Annotated in this window: 10 protein-coding genes; 3 read left to right on the forward strand and 7 right to left on the reverse strand. The window is 63.9% G+C overall.

The window, feature by feature from the left end; translation table 11 throughout:
• Positions 1–7: 7 nt before the first annotated feature.
• The 4 genes from VE092_RS01400 to VE092_RS01415 form a co-directional block, all read right to left on the reverse strand.
• Positions 8–2,140: a TonB-dependent siderophore receptor gene (locus VE092_RS01400; RefSeq protein ID WP_414653384.1), complete on the reverse strand. Its 2,133-nt coding sequence runs from the start codon at positions 2,138–2,140 to the stop codon at positions 8–10.
• 317 nt (positions 2,141–2,457) lie between these two features.
• Positions 2,458–3,444 (reverse strand): magnesium and cobalt transport protein CorA, encoded by a 987-nt coding sequence (locus tag VE092_RS01405; RefSeq protein ID WP_324873081.1) that lies wholly within the window; start codon positions 3,442–3,444, stop codon positions 2,458–2,460.
• A gap of 62 nt (positions 3,445–3,506) precedes the next feature.
• Positions 3,507–4,409, reverse strand: coding sequence for a DMT family transporter (locus VE092_RS01410; RefSeq protein WP_324873083.1), 903 nt, complete (start codon positions 4,407–4,409; stop codon positions 3,507–3,509).
• Between the two features lie 25 nt (positions 4,410–4,434).
• Complete coding sequence (locus VE092_RS01415; protein WP_324873085.1) at positions 4,435–5,838, reverse strand: MFS transporter; 1,404 nt, start codon at positions 5,836–5,838, stop codon at positions 4,435–4,437.
• Positions 5,839–5,974: 136 nt separating this feature from the next.
• On the opposite strand from VE092_RS01415, the gene VE092_RS01420 reads away from it, so the two are divergent.
• The 3 genes from VE092_RS01420 to VE092_RS01430 all read left to right on the forward strand — a co-directional run bounded on the left by VE092_RS01420 (position 5,975) and on the right by VE092_RS01430 (position 11,191).
• Positions 5,975–7,801: a bifunctional anthranilate synthase component I family protein/class IV aminotransferase gene (locus VE092_RS01420; protein ID WP_324873087.1), complete on the forward strand. Its 1,827-nt coding sequence runs from the start codon at positions 5,975–5,977 to the stop codon at positions 7,799–7,801.
• Positions 7,802–8,120: 319 nt separating this feature from the next.
• A complete protein-coding gene (locus tag VE092_RS01425) occupies positions 8,121–10,652 on the forward strand; it encodes a type VI secretion system Vgr family protein (protein WP_324873089.1) in 2,532 nt (843 codons plus the stop codon).
• A 92-nt stretch (positions 10,653–10,744) separates the two neighbouring features.
• Positions 10,745–11,191, forward strand: a complete 447-nt coding sequence (locus tag VE092_RS01430; RefSeq protein ID WP_324873091.1) for a hypothetical protein — start codon at positions 10,745–10,747, stop codon at positions 11,189–11,191.
• Between the two features lie 9 nt (positions 11,192–11,200).
• On the opposite strand, the gene VE092_RS01435 is transcribed toward VE092_RS01430, so the two are convergent.
• Genes VE092_RS01435 through VE092_RS01445 form a run of 3 tightly spaced genes read right to left on the reverse strand, consistent with a single transcriptional unit; the run spans position 11,201 to position 19,166 of the window.
• Complete coding sequence (locus VE092_RS01435; RefSeq protein WP_324873093.1) at positions 11,201–12,739, reverse strand: efflux transporter outer membrane subunit; 1,539 nt, start codon at positions 12,737–12,739, stop codon at positions 11,201–11,203.
• Between the two features lie 22 nt (positions 12,740–12,761).
• A complete protein-coding gene (locus tag VE092_RS01440) occupies positions 12,762–15,998 on the reverse strand; it encodes an efflux RND transporter permease subunit (protein ID WP_324873096.1) in 3,237 nt (1,078 codons plus the stop codon).
• Between the two features lie 12 nt (positions 15,999–16,010).
• A complete protein-coding gene (locus VE092_RS01445; RefSeq protein WP_324873098.1) occupies positions 16,011–19,166 on the reverse strand; it encodes an MdtB/MuxB family multidrug efflux RND transporter permease subunit in 3,156 nt (1,051 codons plus the stop codon).
• Positions 19,167–19,173: the final 7 nt, after the last annotated feature.

The following is a 19,173-nucleotide window of genomic DNA, read 5'->3' on the forward strand; positions in this document are numbered from 1 at the left end:
GCCGCCCTCAGAACCGGACGTTCAACGCCAGCATGGCATTGCGCTCGTCACCCGGCATGATCCACAGGTTGTTGTAGGAGCTGGTGTAGTAACGCTTGTTGAAAAGATTATTGACGTCCAGCGAGAGCTTCATGCGCGGCGTGAACTGCCAGTAGGCCAGCGCCCGCGCCGTGGCATAGGCGGGCAACCGGAAGCTGCCGGCCTGGTCGCCCGTACGCGCCCCGACATAGCTGGCGCCGCCGCCCACACCAAAGGGGGCGCCGTGCGTATCGACATCCTCGAACACTGCCAGCAGGCTGCCCGACACGCGCGGCACGTTGAGCAGCCGCGCACCGACGGTGAGGGTGTTGTCCTTGGCGACATAGGCGTCGGTATAGGCCAGGTTGCCGGTCAGGCGCCAGTGGCGCCCGAGCTTGGCATTGGCATCCAGTTCCACGCCCTTGCTGCGCACTTTGCCGGCCGCCACCGAGAACGCAGGATTGGACGGATCGGTGGTCAGCACATTCTGCTTGGTGATATCGAACACGGCCAGGGTGGCGCCGCTGCGCTGGTCCTCGCTCTGGAACTTCAGGCCCGCTTCGGCTGCGCGGGCGGTCTCGGGACTGAAGGCATTGCCCTGCACGTCGCTGCCGCTGTTGGGGCGGAAGGACTTGCTGGCGCTGGCATAGACCGACCAGGCGGGCGTGATCAGGTAGGTCAGGCCCAGGCGCGGCGAAACGGCGCTCTTGTCCTGGCGCGTGGTGGCGCCGCTGCGCCAGTTGTTCAGGGTGGAGCGGAAGGAATCGGCGCGCACGCCGGCCAGCAATTTCCAGCGATCCGACAGGCTCACCTGATCCTGCAGATAGAGCGCGGTGCTGATCTGGCGCTCGCTGGTAGCGGTGTTGGGCAGGGGCGTTGGTTGCGCCTGGCCGTAGACCGGGGCGTAGATGTTGACCGCATAGGGCGCAGCGGCGCTGGGATTGATACGCAGCATGCGCTGGTCCAGCGTCAGCCAGTCGATCTCGGTGCCGACCAGCACCTCATGGCCGATGCCACCGGTCTGCAGCTTGCCGCCCAGTTCGGCCTGTAATGAGGTGTCGTGCCAGCTGTAGTCGCGATAGCGGCGCTGGCGGCGCAGGGTGGCGTTGTCGGCCTGCAGGGCGAAGGCCTCGGTGGAGAAGCCATCCAGGCTGCCATCCTTGTGGAACACGCCGGTGCGCACATGCCAGTTGTCGTCCAGGCGATGTTCCAGCGTCAGCAGGTGGTTGCGGTTTTCCATCTTGATGTCGCCATCGCGCGGCTCGCCCAGGAAGCGCGAGACCGGCAGCACGCCAGGATTACCGTTGACGGCGACGATGCCGCGATCCAGCGGCGCCTTCTGGCGCAGGAATTCGCCTTCGTAGTTCAGGATCGTACGGTCCGACAACACCCAGGTGAAGGCCGGCGCCAGGAATTCGCGCTGGCTGGTGACGTCGTCGCGCATGCTGCCCTTGTGCTCGAGAGCGGCGTTGATGCGGTAGGCGACTTCGCTGTTGAGGGCGCCAGTGGAATCGACGGCACTGCGATAGGTGTTGTTGGTGCCGATGGACAGGTCCAGCGCATTGGCCGACTTGAACTGCGGCTTCTTGCTGACCACGTTGATGGTACCGCCCGGTTCGCTGTTGCCGTACAGGGCCGCCGCCGGTCCCTTGAGGAAGTCCACGCTCTCGACGTTGGCCATGTCGCGCGGCGGCGCATAACCACGGTTGGAGGCGAAGCCGTTCCAGAGGATGTTCATGCCACCATTGTCGCTACCGGAAAAGCCGCGGATGGAATAGTTGTCCCACAGACCGCCGAAATTGTTTTGCTTGGCCACACCGCTCACGTAAAGCAGCACGTCGTCCAGCCGCGTGGCGGCCAGGTCGTCGATCAGCTGGCGCGACACCACCTGGACCGATTGCGGCAACTCCTGCAAAGGGGTCTCGCTGCGGGTGGCGCTGGAGGTCGCGTTCTGGCGGTATTGCTGGCGCTCCCCGGTGCCGGTCACCACGACCTGCCCCAGTCCGCTGTCAGCGCTGACGGTGGTGGCGGTGGTGTTGGTGGTGGTATCAGCGCCCCAGGCCAGGTTGTGGGCCTGGCTCATGGCGAGCGCGCCCAGCACGGCCGCCCGCAGTGCGGTCATTTTCATCTTTTCCCTTGTGTTTTTTGTGTGTAGCGGCTGGGTGCTGAGCTGCCTTGCCGCGAGCGTGGTGACCGGCTCACGCGGTCAGGCCGGCATTTTATGCAACAGTGTTGCATTTAGCAAGAAGAAAGTCAGGCATTGGAAACACGAGCCAGCCGAACCAGGCCCGGCCATGCGTGTCTGACGCTGCCTCTTCGTGCCGCCGATCAAGGCAGGCGGGAGTATAAAAGCGCAGGCGAGCCGGTGGCTGCGACCAATTGTCGCACCCACCTCGCTATGATCTGAAAGGAAAAGACCGCTTGGACTGGAGCGGCAGCCTAGAGCCAGCCGGCCTTGCGCAGGCGCCGCCACAGCAGCGAGCAGGCGGTGAAGATGCCGCCCAACACCAGCGGGAAACTCCATTGCCACGACAGCCCCGGCATGTTGGCGAAGTTCATGCCATAGAGGCTGAAGACCATGGTGGGAATGGCCAGGATGGCACCCCAGCCAGCCAGGGTCTGCACGATCTCGTTCTGGTGGATGGTGACCTGGGCCAGGTTGATCTGCACCGCCGACTCCACCATTTCGCGCAGGCGGTCGCCAGTGTCGATGAAGCGCACCACGTGGTCGTAGATGTCGCGGAAGTAGGCCTTGCCGTCCTTGGTGATCAGCCCTTCATGGAAACGCAGCAGCTGGGTGCAGACATCCAGCAGCGGCGAGGCCGCCGAGCGCAGGCGGATCAGCTGGCGCTTCAACTGGTAAAGCTCCTGCAGGTAGGCCTTGCCGCTGATGGCACCGGGGTTGAAGAGCTGTTCCTCGTACTGGCTGAACTTGGCTTCCAGGTCATCCATGATGGGGCGGTAGTTGTCGACCACGAAGTCCATGATGGAATAGAGCACGAAGCTGGGACCGCGCACCAGGCGCTCGGGCAGCATCTCGCAATGCTCGCGTACCTTGGCATAGCTGCGCGAGGCACCGTGCCGCACCGTGACCACGAAGCGCGGGCCGGTGAGGATGTGGGTCTCGCCGAACTGCACCTCGCCGCCGGCCAGCTGGGCCGTGTGCAGGACCACGAAGAGGGTGTCCCCGTATTCCTCGATCTTGGGCCGCTGGTGGGCGGCGTAGGCGTCTTCCACTGCCAGTTCGTGCAGGCAGAACTCTTCCTTGATCTTGTTCATCAGCTCGACATTGGGTTCGAGCAGGCCCAGCCAGACGAAGGTCCCCTCCTCTTCCAGCACGTCGCTGATTTCATCGAGAGAGATCTCCCGCAGCTTCTTGCCCTTCTTGTAGACCGTGCAATTGACGATCATGGTGGGATCGATCATGTCTCTGTCCTGTTCTCTACCTGTTCTTGTCGGATCAACCGGGTTCTGGCGGCAACAGTGGCTCAGCCGGCACGCCAGCGCAGGCGCTGCTTGAACACCTGCGCCATGATCACCCCGGTCAGCGTGATCAGGCCGCCCACGGCGTGGTAGCCATGCAATTGCTCACCCAGTGCCGCTACCGCAATGATGACAGTGAACACCGGCATCAGGTTCACGAAAATGGAACAGCGGCTGGCGCCCAGGTAGGCCACGCCGCGCATCCACAGGAACTGCGAGAGGATGGACGCGGCGATACCGGCATACAGCAGGATGGGCAGGTTGTCGCGGGTGATGGGCGAATGATGCCCCAGCACGAAGCCCGGGAACAGCAGCACCACCGCCATGAGCACCTGCATGTACAGCAATTGCCAGGTGCGCAGGGGCAGCGCCCAGCGCCGCAGCATCACGCCATACAGACCATAGGCGATGGTGGCCAGCAGCATCAGCAGATCCCCGGTGACCACGCCCTGCTCGAACAGGTTCTGCGGGTGACCGCGCCCGATCAGCACCGCCAGGCCGAACAGCGACAGCACCCCGCCGGCGAGGGTGCCGATGGTGGGCGGTTCGGACAGCAGCTTGATGCTCAGCACCAGCGTCAGCAAGGGCATCAGCGAGGCAATGATGCCCATGCTGGTGGCCGAAGCAGTGGCGGCGGCGAAGTAGGCCAGGCTCTGGAACAGCACCATGCCCAGCAGCGCCAGCACCAGGATCTTGCCCAGGTGGGGGCGGATCTGCGCGCGTGCGGCCCAGGTCGAGCGCGCCAGGAAGGGCGACATCAGCACCGCCGCCAGTACCCAGCGGTAGAAGGAAATATCCTCCGGCGCGATGACGCTGGCCGACATCTTGCTGATGACCGTGTTGCCGGCCCAGATCAGGACGGCACCCAGCGGGAACCACAGGGCTTTATAGGGCTGATCGCTACGCATTGCGCTCCTCGTCGTGGCGGCCGCGTCAGGCCGACTTGTTCTCTTGCTGCCCGGCCATCTCGGCGCCGGCATCATGCGGCAGCTGGCGCAGCATCAGCAGCGCCAGCGAGGCCACCGCCCCCACCACCAGGAAGGCCGGCCAGAAATCCTGGGCCACCAGGGTGGCATGACCCTGGAGGTCGTTCGACATCTGCAGGGCAAAGCCGGCCAGCACCACGCCCATGCCGATGGACAACTGCTGCGCCACGCTGGCCATGCTGGTAGCCTGGCTCAGCCGCGGCTTGTCGACATCGGCATAGGAAATCGCATTGAGGCTGGTGAACTGCAGCGAGCGGAAGCAGCCGCCGATGAGCAGGACCAGCATCATCACCACATACGGCGTCTGCGGCGTGAAGCCGGCGATGGCCCACAAGCCCAGCACGCCCAGCGCGCCATTGACCAGCAGCACCCGGCGGAACCCATAGCGGCGCAGGAAGCGGGCGGCGATGGTCTTCATGAACATGGCCCCGGCTGCCGAGGCGCAGGTCAACAACCCCGAATGGAAAGGCGTATAGCCAAAGCCCAGTTGCAGCATCAGCGGCAGCAGGAAGGGGATGGCGCCGATCCCTACACGATAGAGCGAGCCGCCGAAGACACCGGCGCGCAGGGTGGGAATCTTCAACAGCGCCAGGTCGATCAGCGGCGCCGTGGCACGACGCGCATGCCACACGTAACCTGCCAGGAACAGCACGCCCGCCACCACGCAGGCCAGCGAGACATCGCCCGAGACCAGGTGCCGGCCGGAGGTCGCCAGCCCCATCATCAGCAGCGAGCAACCCAGCGCCGAGAGCACGAAGCCCTTGAAATCGAGCGGCGCCACCTGTTCGGCCTTGAGGTCGGGAATGAAGCGCGTGGCCAGGTAGAGGCCGAGAATGCTGATCGGGATATTGATGAAGAATATCCAGCGCCAGTGGAAGTAGGTCGTGATGAAGCCGCCCAGCGGCGGCCCCAGCACCGGCCCGAACAACGCAGGAATGGTCAGGTAGGACAGTGCCTTGACGAGGTTGACCTTTTCCACGCTGCGCAGGATCACCAGGCGCCCCACCGGCACCATCATGGCGCCGCCGATGCCCTGCAGGAAACGCGCCGCCACGAACTGCGGCAGGGTCGAGGAAGCCCCGCACATGATGGAGCCCAGCATGAAGACACAGATGGCGGTGCGGAAGATGGTGAGCGAGCCGAAGCGGTCGGCCATCCAGCCCGAGATGGGAATGAAGACGGCCAGGCTGACCAGGTAGGAGGTCAGCGCCAGCTTGAGCGAAATCGGATCGACATTCATGTCCAGCGCCAGCGCCGGCAGGGAGGTCGAGATGACGGTGGAATCCATCTGTTCCATGAACAGCGCACAGGCGACGATCAGGGGAATGATGAAGGTGCGTGGAATGGGCATCGGACTAGGTAGTGAAGGGACAGCGCCCTGGCAGCGTGGCAAGCCTTCAAGTATACCTTTTACGCTATCATGCTGCCGGCGGTGCTGCGCTGCCCTGCCCGCCCTGCCTGCCCTTGCCGTCCTTGCCCCCTGTTCCATGACCGACTGCTTCGCCCTCCTCGACGACCATCTCGCCACGCCGGCCGAACCGCGCTCGCGCCTTTATACCGGCCACCTGCGCACGCTGGCCTGCACCGACGCCGCCGGCTTTCCGGCGCTGCTGGCGCAGATGCAGGCAGCGCTGGCCGCTGGCCAGCATGCGGTCGCCTTATGGAGCTATGAACTGGGCGCGGCACTGCAGGGCTTGCCGCACCGGCCGCTGACGGCCCCGCTGGCGCGCGTCCTGCTGTTCCAGCATTGCCAGCGCCTGGGTGCGACCGAGGTCGATGCCTGGCTGGCCGGCCAATGCGCTGACGAAGCGGCAGGCATCGTCAACCTGCGCAGCAGCGTCGATGAGGCCGCCTTCAGCACCGCCATCGGACGCATCCGCGACTACATCGCCGCCGGTGATACCTACCAGGTCAATTACACCTATCGCCTGCACTTCCAGGCATATGGCGATGCCATCACGCTGTATCGCCGCTTGCGCGGGCGGCAGCCGGTGCCCTATGGCGCCCTTGTCCGCGATGAGCAAGGGGGAATGGTGCTGTCCTGCTCGCCGGAACTGTTCGTCTCGCACCAGGATGGCATGTTGAAGGCCAAGCCGATGAAAGGCACCGCACGGGCCATGGACGCCCAGGCCGACGCTGCCGACACGGTCAATGCCCAGCGCGCCCTGGCCCTGGCCAACGACGAAAAGAACCGGGCCGAGAACCTGATGATCGTGGACCTGCTGCGCAACGACCTGGGCCGCGTGGCCCGCTCCGGTTCAGTCCAGGTACCGCACCTGTTCGACGTGCGCCGCTATGGGCAGGTGCTGCAGATGACCTCCACCATCCGCGCCCGCCTGCGCGAGGACGCCACGCTGGCCACCGTCATCGCCGCCCTCTACCCCTGCGGCTCCATCACCGGCGCGCCCAAGCGGCGCACCATGGAAATCATCAACGAGCTGGAAACCGAGGCCCGCGGCCTGTACACCGGCGCCATCGGCTGGTTCGACGCGCCACGCGAAGGCGGCGGCACCATCGGCGACTTCTGCCTGTCGGTGCCGATCCGCACGCTGGAACTGCAAGCGCCCGCGCATGGCCTGCGACAGGGCGTGATGGGCGTGGGCGCCGGCATCGTCTACGACAGTGACGCCGCCTCCGAATTTGCTGAATGCCGCCTGAAATCGGCCTTCCTCACCGGGCTGGAACAGGAATTCAGCCTCTTCGAAACCATGCACGTCAGCCACGCCGGCTGCCGCCATCTGGACTTGCACCTGCAGCGCCTGCAGGCCTCGGCGGCGGTGTTCGGTTTTCCCTGCGACGAGAAGGCGATGCGTCAGCAGATCGATGCGCTCTGCGCCGGCCTGCCCAAGGACGTCGTCCTGCGCCTGCGACTGGCACTGGATGCAGGCGGCAACATCAGCCTGCAGCATGCACCGCTGCTACCGCTGGCAGGACCGCTGACGGTCTTCCTGGCCGAGCATCGTTGCGCCAGCGACGACTTTTTCCTGCGTCACAAGAGCACGCGGCGTGCACATTACGACGCGGCCTGGAAAGAAGCCGAACGACGTGGCGGCTTCGACATGCTGTTCTTCAATGAGCGCGACGAATTGACCGAGGGGGGACGCAGCAATGTCTTCGTCAAACTTGACGGGCAGTGGTGCACCCCGCCCCTGTCCGCCGGCGTGCTGCCGGGCGTGATGCGCCGCGTCCTGCTGGCCGATCCACACTGGCAGGCCCGCGAAGCCGTGATCACCCGCGCCGACTTGCTGCGCGCGCAGGAGGTGGTGGTGTGCAATGCGTTGCGGGGCGTGCTGCACGTCCAGATTTCCTCTTAAATAATCACGCCTGATCAGGCCTGGTCACGCTTCGCCTTGCACAGTCATGCGACCACTGTCGCATCCAAACCATGGACCGGCGCTCCGGAACGTTTCAACATCCACCCTGTGCCGCCAGCATGCTCTCTTTGCCGTTTACCTTTGCTCCCCTGCCCTCCCTCGCATTCTGTCCGCGTTTCTAGAATTCCATCGCTATGGCGGGTGTTCTGCGTTGGCTACCATCTCTCCTTTCTCATGATCCTCCGTCTGCGCTGACTTCATGAATGGCCCTGGTCATTGACGCCGCTCGATGCGCACCCGGAACCTGCCCGGAGTCCGCATGGCCAAGACCATTCCCACATTTCAGGAACTGATCAAAGGACGGCAGCACAACCGCATGCTGCGTCTGTCGTTCCCCCACCGTAATGCACCCGATGCGCTGATGGTCGTCGACAGCATCGACGCCGTGGAAAGTATCTCCCGCGACTTCGAATACAAGGTCAAGCTGCTCTCCGACGACCCCGGCATCGCACTCAAGGACATGCAAGGCAAGCTGCTCAACATCGAGATGGTGCGCGCAGATGGGAGCTTGCGCTACTTCTCCGGCTACGTATTCAGCTTCCGCAGATGTCATGCGGACGGCGGCATCGCGCTCTACGAAGCCGTACTCGGACCGTGGCTGCGTTTCCTCAATCTGCGCAAGGACAACTACGTCTTCCACTACAAGTCCCTGAAGGATCAGACCAGCAGCATCTTCAGGGACTATTCGGCCTATCCCCGCTGGGAATGGCAGATATACGGCGACAGCGCCGCCATGACCTACGCTTGCCAGTTTGACGAAACCGACTTCAATTACCTCAGCCGGCGCTGGGAAGCTGCGGGCTGGGTTTACTCTTTCCGGCACGACGAGCAAGGCCATACCCTGATCATCGCCGATGATCCCTATCGCTCCGCCCCCATCGATGGCGATCTGGAAGTGCGCTTCCAAGCACAAGGTGGCAGCGCCGAGGAAGACGCCGTGGATCGCTGGGTGGCCGTGCGCGAGCTCGTACCGTCCAGCTTCAGCGTGAGTTCATACAACTTCTGCGAGCCCAGGCAGCTCTTGCGTACCGCGCCGACGCTGAATCAGCAAGGCAGCGCCCCGCGCATGGAACAGTATGAATATGCGGGCTCCTATGGCTGCGAGAATTTCGATGACGCGTATGGACAAGCCAAGCTGCGCATGGAAGAGATCGAAGCCGTCGGCAAGTATTTCGAAGCGGAGGGAAATTGCCGCACTCTGGAAGCAGGACGCTATTTCCGTCTGGTGGACCATTTCAATCACGAACGTTATGGCAGGGACGCGCGGGACGGTCGTAATGATTTCCTGGTGCTGTCGATCAGACACCGGGTCTGCAATAACTATCTTGCCCGCGATGGCCTGGCCGAACCGACGTACCGCAACTGGTTCACCTGCTCCCGCAGGAGCGTGCAATGGCGACCGGGAAGAGGTTTCAACAGCACGGACACCCGCATCCTGGCCCCTCAGACCGCGACCGTAGTCGGCATCGCCGGGCGCGACCGCATCCATACCGATCCGTACGGCCGGGTCCGGGTGCAATTCCACTGGGACCGGGTGGGCCAGAACGACGCGTCCAGTTCGGCCTGGATTCGCGTCTCAGCCTTATGGGCCGGCCCCGAAATGGGCAGTGCCGCCGTTCCACGCCTGGGCACGGAAGTGATCGTGCAATGGCTCTCGGGCGACCCGGACCGGCCCATCATTACCGGCGCGGTCGCCAATGAGGACAACAAGCCGGCATGGATGCTGCCCGACCAGCGGGCACTCTCCGGCTTGCGCAGCCGCGAGCTGACGCCAAACAATGGCCAGTGGGTGGCACGACGTGGCAACCACCTGGTCTTCGACGATACCTTCGAACGCATCCAGGCGCAGCTCAAATCCGATCATCAATGCAGCCAGCTCTCCCTGGGCTATGTCAAACGCATCCAGTCCAGCCAGGGGGTAGAAGACGCCAGAGGCGAAGGATGGGAGCTTGCCACCAACGCCTGGGGCGTCGCCCGTGCCGGCAAGGGAATGCTGATCACCACCGAAGCGCGCCGCAATGCCGCCGGACCCATCAAGGACCTGGGCGAGACGCACCAGCGTCTGGCCAGCGCCCAGCAAGCGCAAGAGCGCCATGCCCGCTTTGCCGAACAGTGTACGGCCCTCGATCCGGAACAGCAGTCCGACACCCTCGCGGCGATCAAGACACAGACCGACGACATTGGTGGCAGGAAGATCGCCGCCGACCATGCCTTCCCGGAATTATCGGCACCCCATCTGGTACTGGCCAGCCCGGCCGGCATCGCAAGCACAACGGCCGGCTCCACCCACCTGGCAAGTGATGGGCATACCGTCATCAGTACCGGCAAGACCTTCTCGCTTGCCAGCGGCGAGGGCTTCTTCGCCAGCGTGCGCAAGACCTTGCGGCTACTCGTCCATCAGGCCGGGATGAAGCTGGTCGCGGCCGCCGGCGACATCGACGTGCAGGCACTGAACGACAGCATCCGGCTGCTCGCCAAGCTGAAGATATCGCAGACCGCCAATGAGATCACCATCACCGCGCAGGAGAGGATCGTCATCAACGGCGGCGGCAGCTACGCCAACTTCAGTGCAGGCGGCATCGAACTCGGTACCAACGGCGGCTTTGCGGTTCAATACCTATTGGAACAGAACGAAGATCTATTCAAATCTGAAGCAATGGCATCCTGCGAGTCCTATTTCCGATCTGCGGCTTTCCATATATGGCTCCGCGATGGCGCTTTGATACTGACACCGGGTTTTAGCCATCCAAATTCAATCTGCTTTAAAGAATATTCCATTCGACCCAGCTGACCGTCTGAACCAACTTCTAGCGCTGACCGGGAAGAGCAGACCTGTGCGCCAGCCCCTGTAACCCATTCAACCCAAACTTTCGAGATCACAGAATGCTGAAAAAAAACCTAGCCTTGGCAATCACCGTATTAATACCGTCGATTTTTCAACCCAGCTTCGGGGAAGAACTGGATCTCGGCGATATCAAGCTGGAGACTTCCGTTTATAAAAAAACCGGGGCAAGAGATGCAATGAACCGGATCTATATCGAGAAGGTGACCGTAAAACCCTCCAGATATCTGAACACCAGGTCGGCCAACAAGATCAACGCGCAACTTAAACAACTCTCTGCAAGCTTCTATGCCAAGTCGCGGCAATGCAATACGCCCCCGAAGAACATTCCGTGGGGCTACGAGTTCGAGCTTTCAGAAGCCACTAACTCGGACGACATCTTGACGTTCGTCTTCGATGCTACGAGCGCATGCTCGGGTCGTCATTCATTCAAGAAGGTCAAACGAAATTTCTCTGTTCAGACCGGGGCGCTGATTCCTGAGGATTAATGTCCCCCTCTACCTCAATGCCGCATTCTCCTTCAAGCCTCTCGCCCGCTCTGCACTCTGCTGCTCCAGCGGTCCCAGGTCATCCAGGCTATGTCCGTCCCAGCCACCGCCCAGGGCCTTGGCCAGCAGCACGCTGGCGGCCATGCGGCGGTTCAGGATATTCAATGAATTCAGTTCGGCCGACAGGGCCGTGGCCTGGGCGGTGATGACGTTGACGTAGCTGACCGTGCCGGCCTTGTACTGGTTGGTCACCAGCGTGACAGCCTGGCGCGCCGCTTGCAGCGCTTCGGCCTGCACCGCGGCTTCCTGCTCCAGGATGCGCAATGCGGCCAGGTTGTCTTCGACCTCCTGGAAGGCGGTCAGCACCGTCTGCTTGTAGGTGGCCACCGTGCCGTCGTAGCTGGCGATGGCCTGATCGGTGGCGGCCTGGCGCGCGCCGCCGTCGAAGATGGTCTGTGCCAGCTGTGGTCCCAGCGACCACACCCGACCCGGCAGTGTGAACCAGTCGGCAAAGGTGGAACTCTGGTAACCGCCCGAGGCCGACAGCGTCAGGCTGGGGAAATAGGCGGCCTTGGCTACGCCGATCTTGGCATTGGCGGAGGCCACGCGGCGCTCGGCGGCGGCCACGTCAGGACGGCGCTCCAGCAGCATCGACGGCACACCCTGCGGGACCGGCGGCGCCACGGCGGTCAGCGGCGACCTGGGCAGGGAGAAGCTCGCAGGTGTCTTGCCCACCAGCAGGGCGATGGCATGTTCGATCTGGGCGCGGGTGACGCCGTTGTCCAGCGCCGAGGCCTGGGCCGATTTCAGCTGGGTCTGCGCCTGGATCACGTCGGACTTGGCGACCATGCCGGCGTTGTACTGGTTCTGTGCTACCTCCAGCGAACGCTGGTAGGCCTGCACGGTGTCATCCAGCAACTGCTGCTGGGCGTCCAGCACGCGTAGCTGCAGGTAGTTCTGCGCCACTTGTGCCTGCGCCGACAAACGGGCGCCGGCCAGGTCCGCTGCGCTGGCCTGGGCGCTGGCCTGGCTGGATTCGACGTCGCGCCGGACCTTGCCCCAGATGTCAGCCTCCCAGGCGGCGGTGAGCGAGAAGGTATAGGAATTGCGCACGCCGCCGGACGATCCGGACGAGGACGAGGTACCGGACGAGGTCGATGAACCGGCCGAACCGGAGCGACCCCGCGAAGCGCCGGCCGAAGCCGACAAGGTGGGCGAATAGGCCGAGCGCGAACTCTGCACCAGCGCTACGGCGCTGCGGAAGTTGGCTTCGGCCAGCGCCAGGTTCTGGTTAGAGACGTCCACCTGCGCCACCAGCGCATTCAATTGGGCATCGTTGAACATCTCCCACCACTTGCCGTCGGCCACCAGGTCGCGCGGCTGGGCGGGCTTCCAGTTCTGGCCTTCCTTGAAGACGGCCGGGGCCATGGTGGCCTCGTCCATCTGCGGTCGGACGTAATCGGGGCCGACCGCGCAGGCCGTCAGCGCCAGGCTAACCGCCAGCGCCATCAGTACGGGCTTGAGTTTGAGCAGGTCTTGTTGCGTCATGCGTTTCTCCATGGCGGCAGCCTCAGGCCGCCGAGGTTTCTGTCTGGTTCTTGCGACCGAAGCGGCGCTGGCCCCAGGCGCGCAGGCGTTCCATGTACAGGTACACCACCGGGGTCGTATAGAGGGTGAGCAGCTGGCTCACGACCAGTCCGCCGACGATGGAAATGCCCAGCGGCTGGCGCAGCTCGGCGCCGTCGCCGTGGCCCATGGCCAGCGGGATCGCGCCCAGCAAGGCGGCCATGGTGGTCATCATGATCGGGCGGAAGCGCAGCCGGCAGGCTTCGAAGATGGCGTCACGCGGGGACAGGCCACGATTGCGTTCGGCATCGATGGCGAAGTCCACCATCATGATGGCGTTCTTCTTGACGATGCCGATCAGCAGGATCACACCGATCAGCGCGATCAGGCTGAAATCGGTACCAGTCACCATCAGTGCCAGCAAGGCACCCACACCGGCCGAGGGCAAGGTGGAGATGATGGTGATGGGATGGATCAGGCTCTCGTAGAGTATGCCCAGCACGATGTACACCGCCAGCAATGCCGTCAGGATCAGGATGGGCTGGCTGGAGGTGGAGGACTGGAAGGCATTGGCGGTACCGGCAAAGGTGCCCAGCACATTGGTGGGTACGCCCAGTTGCGCCATGGCGCGGTCGATGGCTTCGGTGGCCTGCGACAGCGACACGCCCTCGGCCAGGTTGAAGGACAGCGTGGAGGCCACGAACTGGCCCTCGTGGCTGACCGACAGCGCGGTGGTGGTCGGTTCGAAGCGCGAGAACGCGGCCAGCGGAATCTGGCGCGAGGGCGCGGTGGAAATGGTCTGCGCCAGGCCGGTGTTGGCATTGAGCTTGCCGGCCGCCGACAGGGCCGGTGGCGTGGACAGGCTGGAGGTGGTCGGCGACAGGTTGGACGAGCCGGCCAGGCTGACATAGGTATCGCGCAGGGTTTCCGGGCTCTGCCAGTATTGCGGTGCGGCTTCCATCACCACGTGGTACTGGTTCATGCCGCTGTAGATGGTCGAGATTTGGCGCTGGCCGAACAGGTCGGACAGCGTGGAATCGATCAGCTGCGGCGTGACACCGGCCCGCATGGCGGTCTCGCGGTCGATGGTCAGGGTGGTCTGCAGGCCGTTGTCCTGCTGGTCGGTGCTGATGTCTTCCAGTTCCTTGAGGTTGGACAGGGCCAGGCGAATCTTGGGTTCCCAGATGCGCAGCAGGCCGACATCGTCGGACTTGAGCGAGTATTCATACTGCGAGTCGCTCTGGCGGGCGCCGATGCGGATGTCCTGCACCGGCACCAGGAACACCCGGGCGCCAGCCACCTTGGCGGTCTTCATGCGCAGCCGCGCCACTACCTTGTCGGCGCTGTCCTTGCGTTCGGTGAGCGGCTTCAGGGTCACGTACATGAAGCCGCCATTGCGCCGCTGCCCACCGGTAAAGGCCACCACATCCGACACGGCGGGATCGGCCTTGACGATGTCGATGAACTCATTGAGCTTGGTGCGCATGGCCTGGAAGGAGATGGCCTGGTCGCCACGGATGCCGCCGATCAGGCGCCCCGTATCCTGCTGGGGGAAGAATCCCTTGGGGATGGCCTTGTAGAGATACACGTTCAGGGCAATCGTGGCCAGCAGGATCAGCATCATCAGGGGGGCCGCCCGCAGGGCCCAGGCCAGGGTGCGTTCGTAGGCCAGCAGCATGTCTTCGAAGATGGCGGCGGTCTGGTCGGAAATCTTCTGCAGCCAGGGATGGCGGCGCTGGCGACGCGCTGCGTCGGCCTCCGGGTCATGGCGCAGCAACTGCGCGCACATCATTGGCGTGGTGGTGAGGGACACCACCAGCGAAACCAGGATGGCCACCGACAGGGTGATGGCGAATTCGCGGAACAGGCGGCCGACGATGCCTTCCATCAGCAGGATGGGAATGAACACGGCGATGAGCGAAATGCTCATCGACAGCACGGTGAAGCCGACCTCACGCGCACCGAGCAGGGCCGCCTTGTAGGGCTTCATGCCGGACTCGATATGGCGCGAGATGTTTTCCAGCACCACGATGGCATCGTCCACCACGAAGCCGGTGGCAATGGTCAGCGCCATCAGCGACAGGTTGTCCAGGCTGAAGCCGGCCAGATACATCACGCCGAAGGTGCCGATCAGGGACACCGGCACCGCCACTGCGGGGATCAGCGTGGCACGGGCGTTACGCAGGAACAGGAATACCACCATGATCACCAGCGCCACCGAGAGGATCAGGGTGAATTCGGTTTCCTTCAGCGAGGCGCGGATGGTGGGGGTGCGGTCCAGCACGACCTTCATGTCGATGGCGGACGGAATCGAGGCCTGCAGCTGCGGCAGCAGTTCGCGCACGTTGTCGACGGTGTCGATGATGTTGGCGCCGGGCTGGCGATTGATGATGATCAGCACCGAGGGCTTGCCGTTGGAGGAGCCGGCATTGCGCACATCGGCCACCGAGTCGCGCACCTCGGCCACGTCCTGCACCCGCACCGGCGTACCGTTGCGGTAGGACACGATCAGTGGCGCATATTCGGCGGCGGTCTTGGCCTGGTCGTTGGCGTAGATCTGCCAGTTGCGGCCATCGTCTTCCAGCAAACCCTTGGGGCGATTGGCATTGGTGGCAGCCACCGCGGTGCGCACGTCGGCGCTGCCGATGCCGTACTTGTTGAGGGCGGTCGGATTCAGTTCGATGCGCACGGCCGGTTGTGAACTGCCGCCTACACTGACCTGCCCTACCCCGCGCACCTGCGACAGTTTCTGCGCCACGATGCTGTCGGCGGCGTCGTACATCTGCCCCTGGGTCATGGTGTCGGAGGTCATGGCCAGGATCAGGATGGGGGCGTCGGCCGGGTTGACCTTGCGATAGGTCGGGTTGCTCGGCATGCCGGTGGGCAGCAGGCTGCGCGCGGCATTGAGCGCGGCCTGCACGTCGCGGGCGGCGCCATCGATGTCGCGGCTCAGGTCGAACTGCAGGGTGATGCGGGTGGAGTTCTGGGAGCTGGTGGAGGTCATCTCAGTGACCCCGGCGATGGCGCCCATGGCGCGTTCCAGCGGCGTGGCCACGGTCGCGGCCATGGTCTCGGGGCTGGCGCCGGGCAGCGAGGCAGAGATCGAGATGGTCGGGTAATCCACCTGCGGCAACGGCGAGACCGGCAGCAAGCGGAAGGCCACCATGCCCGCCAGCGCGATGCCGATGGTCAAGAGCGTGGTGGCGATGGGCCGCTTGATGAAGGGAAGCGAGATATTCATGCGCGCATCCGCCTACACCGCCGGCGGCAGCGTGGCCGGCTTGCCGTCTTCAGCATCATCGTCGCCGCCGCCATGCCCAGGCGCGCGCTGCCCGAAGCGTGCGCGCAGCCGACGGCCCAGGCTGTCGAAGCCGAGATAGATCACCGGCGTGGTAAAGAGCGTGAGCACCTGCGACACCAGCAGGCCGCCCACCATGGTGATGCCCAGCGGCTGGCGCAGTTCGGAGCCCACGCCGGTGCCCAGCATCAGCGGCAAGGCGCCCAGCAGCGCTGCCATGGTGGTCATCAGGATCGGCCGGAAACGCAACAGGCAAGCCTGATAGATCGCCTCGCGCGGGCTCTTGCCTTCGTGCCGTTCGGCCTCCAGGGCGAAGTCGATCATCATGATGGCGTTCTTCTTGACGATGCCGATCAGCAGGATGATGCCGATGATGCCGATGATGCCCAGGTCGGTACCGGAGATCATCAGCGACAACAGCGCGCCCACGCCGGCCGAGGGCAACGTGGAGAGGATGGTGATGGGATGGATGTAGCTCTCGTAGAGCACGCCCAGCACGATGTACATGGTGATGATGGCCGCCAGGATCAGCCACAAGGTGTTGGACAGCGAGGCCTGGAAGGCCAGCGCGGCGCCCTGGAAGTTGGTCACGGTGGAGGCCGGCATGCCGATCTCGGCCTCGGCGGCCTTGATGGCCTCGACCGCCTTGCCCAGCGAGGCGCCCTTGGCCAGGTTGAAGGACACGGTGGCCGCCGGGAACTGGCCGATGTGGTTCACCACCAGCGGCGCGGTGCGTTCGCTGACGGTGGCGATCGACGACAGTGGTACCTTGCCGCCGCCCGAGGTGACCAGGTAGATGCTGTCCAGCGCTTCGGGGCCGCGCTGGAATTCCGGCTTGACCTCCATCACCACACGATACAGGTTCGATTGCGTATAGATGGTGGAAATGAGGCGCTGGCCGAAGGCGTTGTAGAGCGCGTTGTCAATGGCGGCGGTGGTGATGCCCAGACGCGACGCGGCGTTGCGGTCGATCTGGATATAGGCCTGCAGCCCCTGGTCCTGCAGGTTGGTGGCCACGTCAGCCAGTTCAGGCACCTGTTGCAGGCGCGCAATCAGCTTCGGCACCCAGGTACTGAGCAGGGCCGGATCGGCGTCTTCCAGGGTGAACTGGTATTGCGTGCGGGAGACGCTATCCTCGATGGTCAGGTCCTGCACCGGCTGCATGTAGAGGGTGACGCCCGGCACTTCACGCGCCAGCGTGGGTTGCAGGCGACGGATCACGTCGGCGGCGGAAACGTCGCGTTCTTCGTGCGGCTTCAGGTTGATCAGCATGCGCCCGCTGTTCAGGGTGGCGTTGGTGCCATCCACGCCGATGAAGGAGGACAGGCTTTCCACGGCCGGGTCCTGCAGCACCACCTTGGCCAGTTGCTGCTGTTTTTCTCCCATGGCACTGAAGGAAATGGACTGCGTGGCTTCCGAGATACCCTGGATGACCCCGGTGTCCTGCAGCGGGAAGAAGCCCTTGGGCACGAACACGTACAGCAGCACGGTCAGGCCCAGGGTGGCCACGGCCACCAGCAGGGTCAGCTTCTGGCGCTCCAGCACCCATTCCAGCATGACGCCGTAGCGGGCAATGATGCGATCGAAGAAGACCTGGCTCTTGTGGTAGAACCAGCCCTGCTGTTCTTCTGGCTGATGGCGCAGCAGGCGCGCGCACATCATGGGCGTCAGCGTGAGCGAGACCACGGCCGAGATCAGGATGGAGACCGCCAGGGTCACCGCGAATTCGTGGAACAGGCGCCCCACCACGTCACCCATGAACAGCAGCGGGATCAGCACCGCAATCAGCGAGAAGGTCAGCGAGATGATGGTAAAGCCGATCTGCTCGGCACCTTTCAGGGCCGCCTGCATGGGCTTCATGCCTTCTTCGATGTAGCGCGAGATGTTCTCGATCATGACGATGGCGTCGTCGACCACGAAACCGGTAGCAATCGTCAGGGCCATCAGGGTCAGGTTGTTGATCGAGAAACCGGCCAGATACATGATGGCGAAGGTACCCACCAGCGACAGCGGTACCGCTACGCTGGGGATGATGGTGGCCGGCACATTGCGCAGGAAGACGAAGATCACCATCACCACCAGCGCCACCGACAGCAGCAGCTCGAACTTCACATCGGCTACCGAGGCACGGATGGTGGTGGTGCGGTCGGTCAGGATGTGGACGTCGATGGAGCCCGGCAGGCTGGCCTGCAGCTGCGGCAGGATCTTCTTGATGCTGTCGACCACGGCGATCACGTTGGCACCCGGCTGACGCTGAATGTTCACAATCACCGCAGGCTGCTGGTTGGCCCAGGCGCCCAGGCGGACGTTTTCTGCACCATCGATCACATCGGCCACATCGGAGACCCGGATCGGCGCGCCATTCTTGTAGGCGATGATCAGGTTGCGATACTCGTCGGCCGAGCGCAGCTGATCGTTGGCATCGATGGTGGAGGCGCGGGTGGGGCCATCGAAGCTGCCCTTGGCCTGGTTGACGTTGGCGTTGCCGATGGCGGTACGCACGTCATCCAGATTCAGGCCCAGCGCGGCCACGGCACGCGGATTCAACTGCATGCGCACGGCCGGACGCTGGCCGCCCGACAGGCTCACCAGACCCACGCCCGACAATTGCGAAATCTTTTGCGCCAGGCGGGTGTCGATCAGGTCCTGGACCTTGGGCAGGGGCATGGTCCTGGAGGTGACCGCCAGCGTGATGATGGGCGTATCCGCCGGGTTGACCTTGCTGTAGACCGGCGGCATCGGCAGGTCCGAGGGCAGCAGGTTGCTGCCGGCGTTGATGGCGGCCTGCACCTCCTGCTCGGCCACGTCCAGGCTCAGGTCGAGGTTGAACTGCAGCGTGATCACCGAGGCTCCGCCGGAACTGGTGGAAGACATCTGCTTCAAGCCCGGCATCTGGCCGAACTGGCGCTCCAGCGGCGCGGTGACCGAGGAGGTCATCACATCCGGGCTGGCCCCGGGATAGAGGGTGACCACCTGGATGGTCGGGTAATCGACTTCAGGCAGGGCCGACAGCGGCAGGAGCCGGTAGGCGACGATGCCCACCAGCAGGATCGCCAGCATCAGCAAGGATGTGGCGACCGGCCGCAGAATGAACTGGCGCGAGGGATTCATGCGTGAG

Origin of the sequence: Herbaspirillum sp. (assembly GCF_035644555.1) — a bacterium.
Classification (GTDB): Bacteria; Pseudomonadota; Gammaproteobacteria; order Burkholderiales; family Burkholderiaceae_D; genus Herbaspirillum.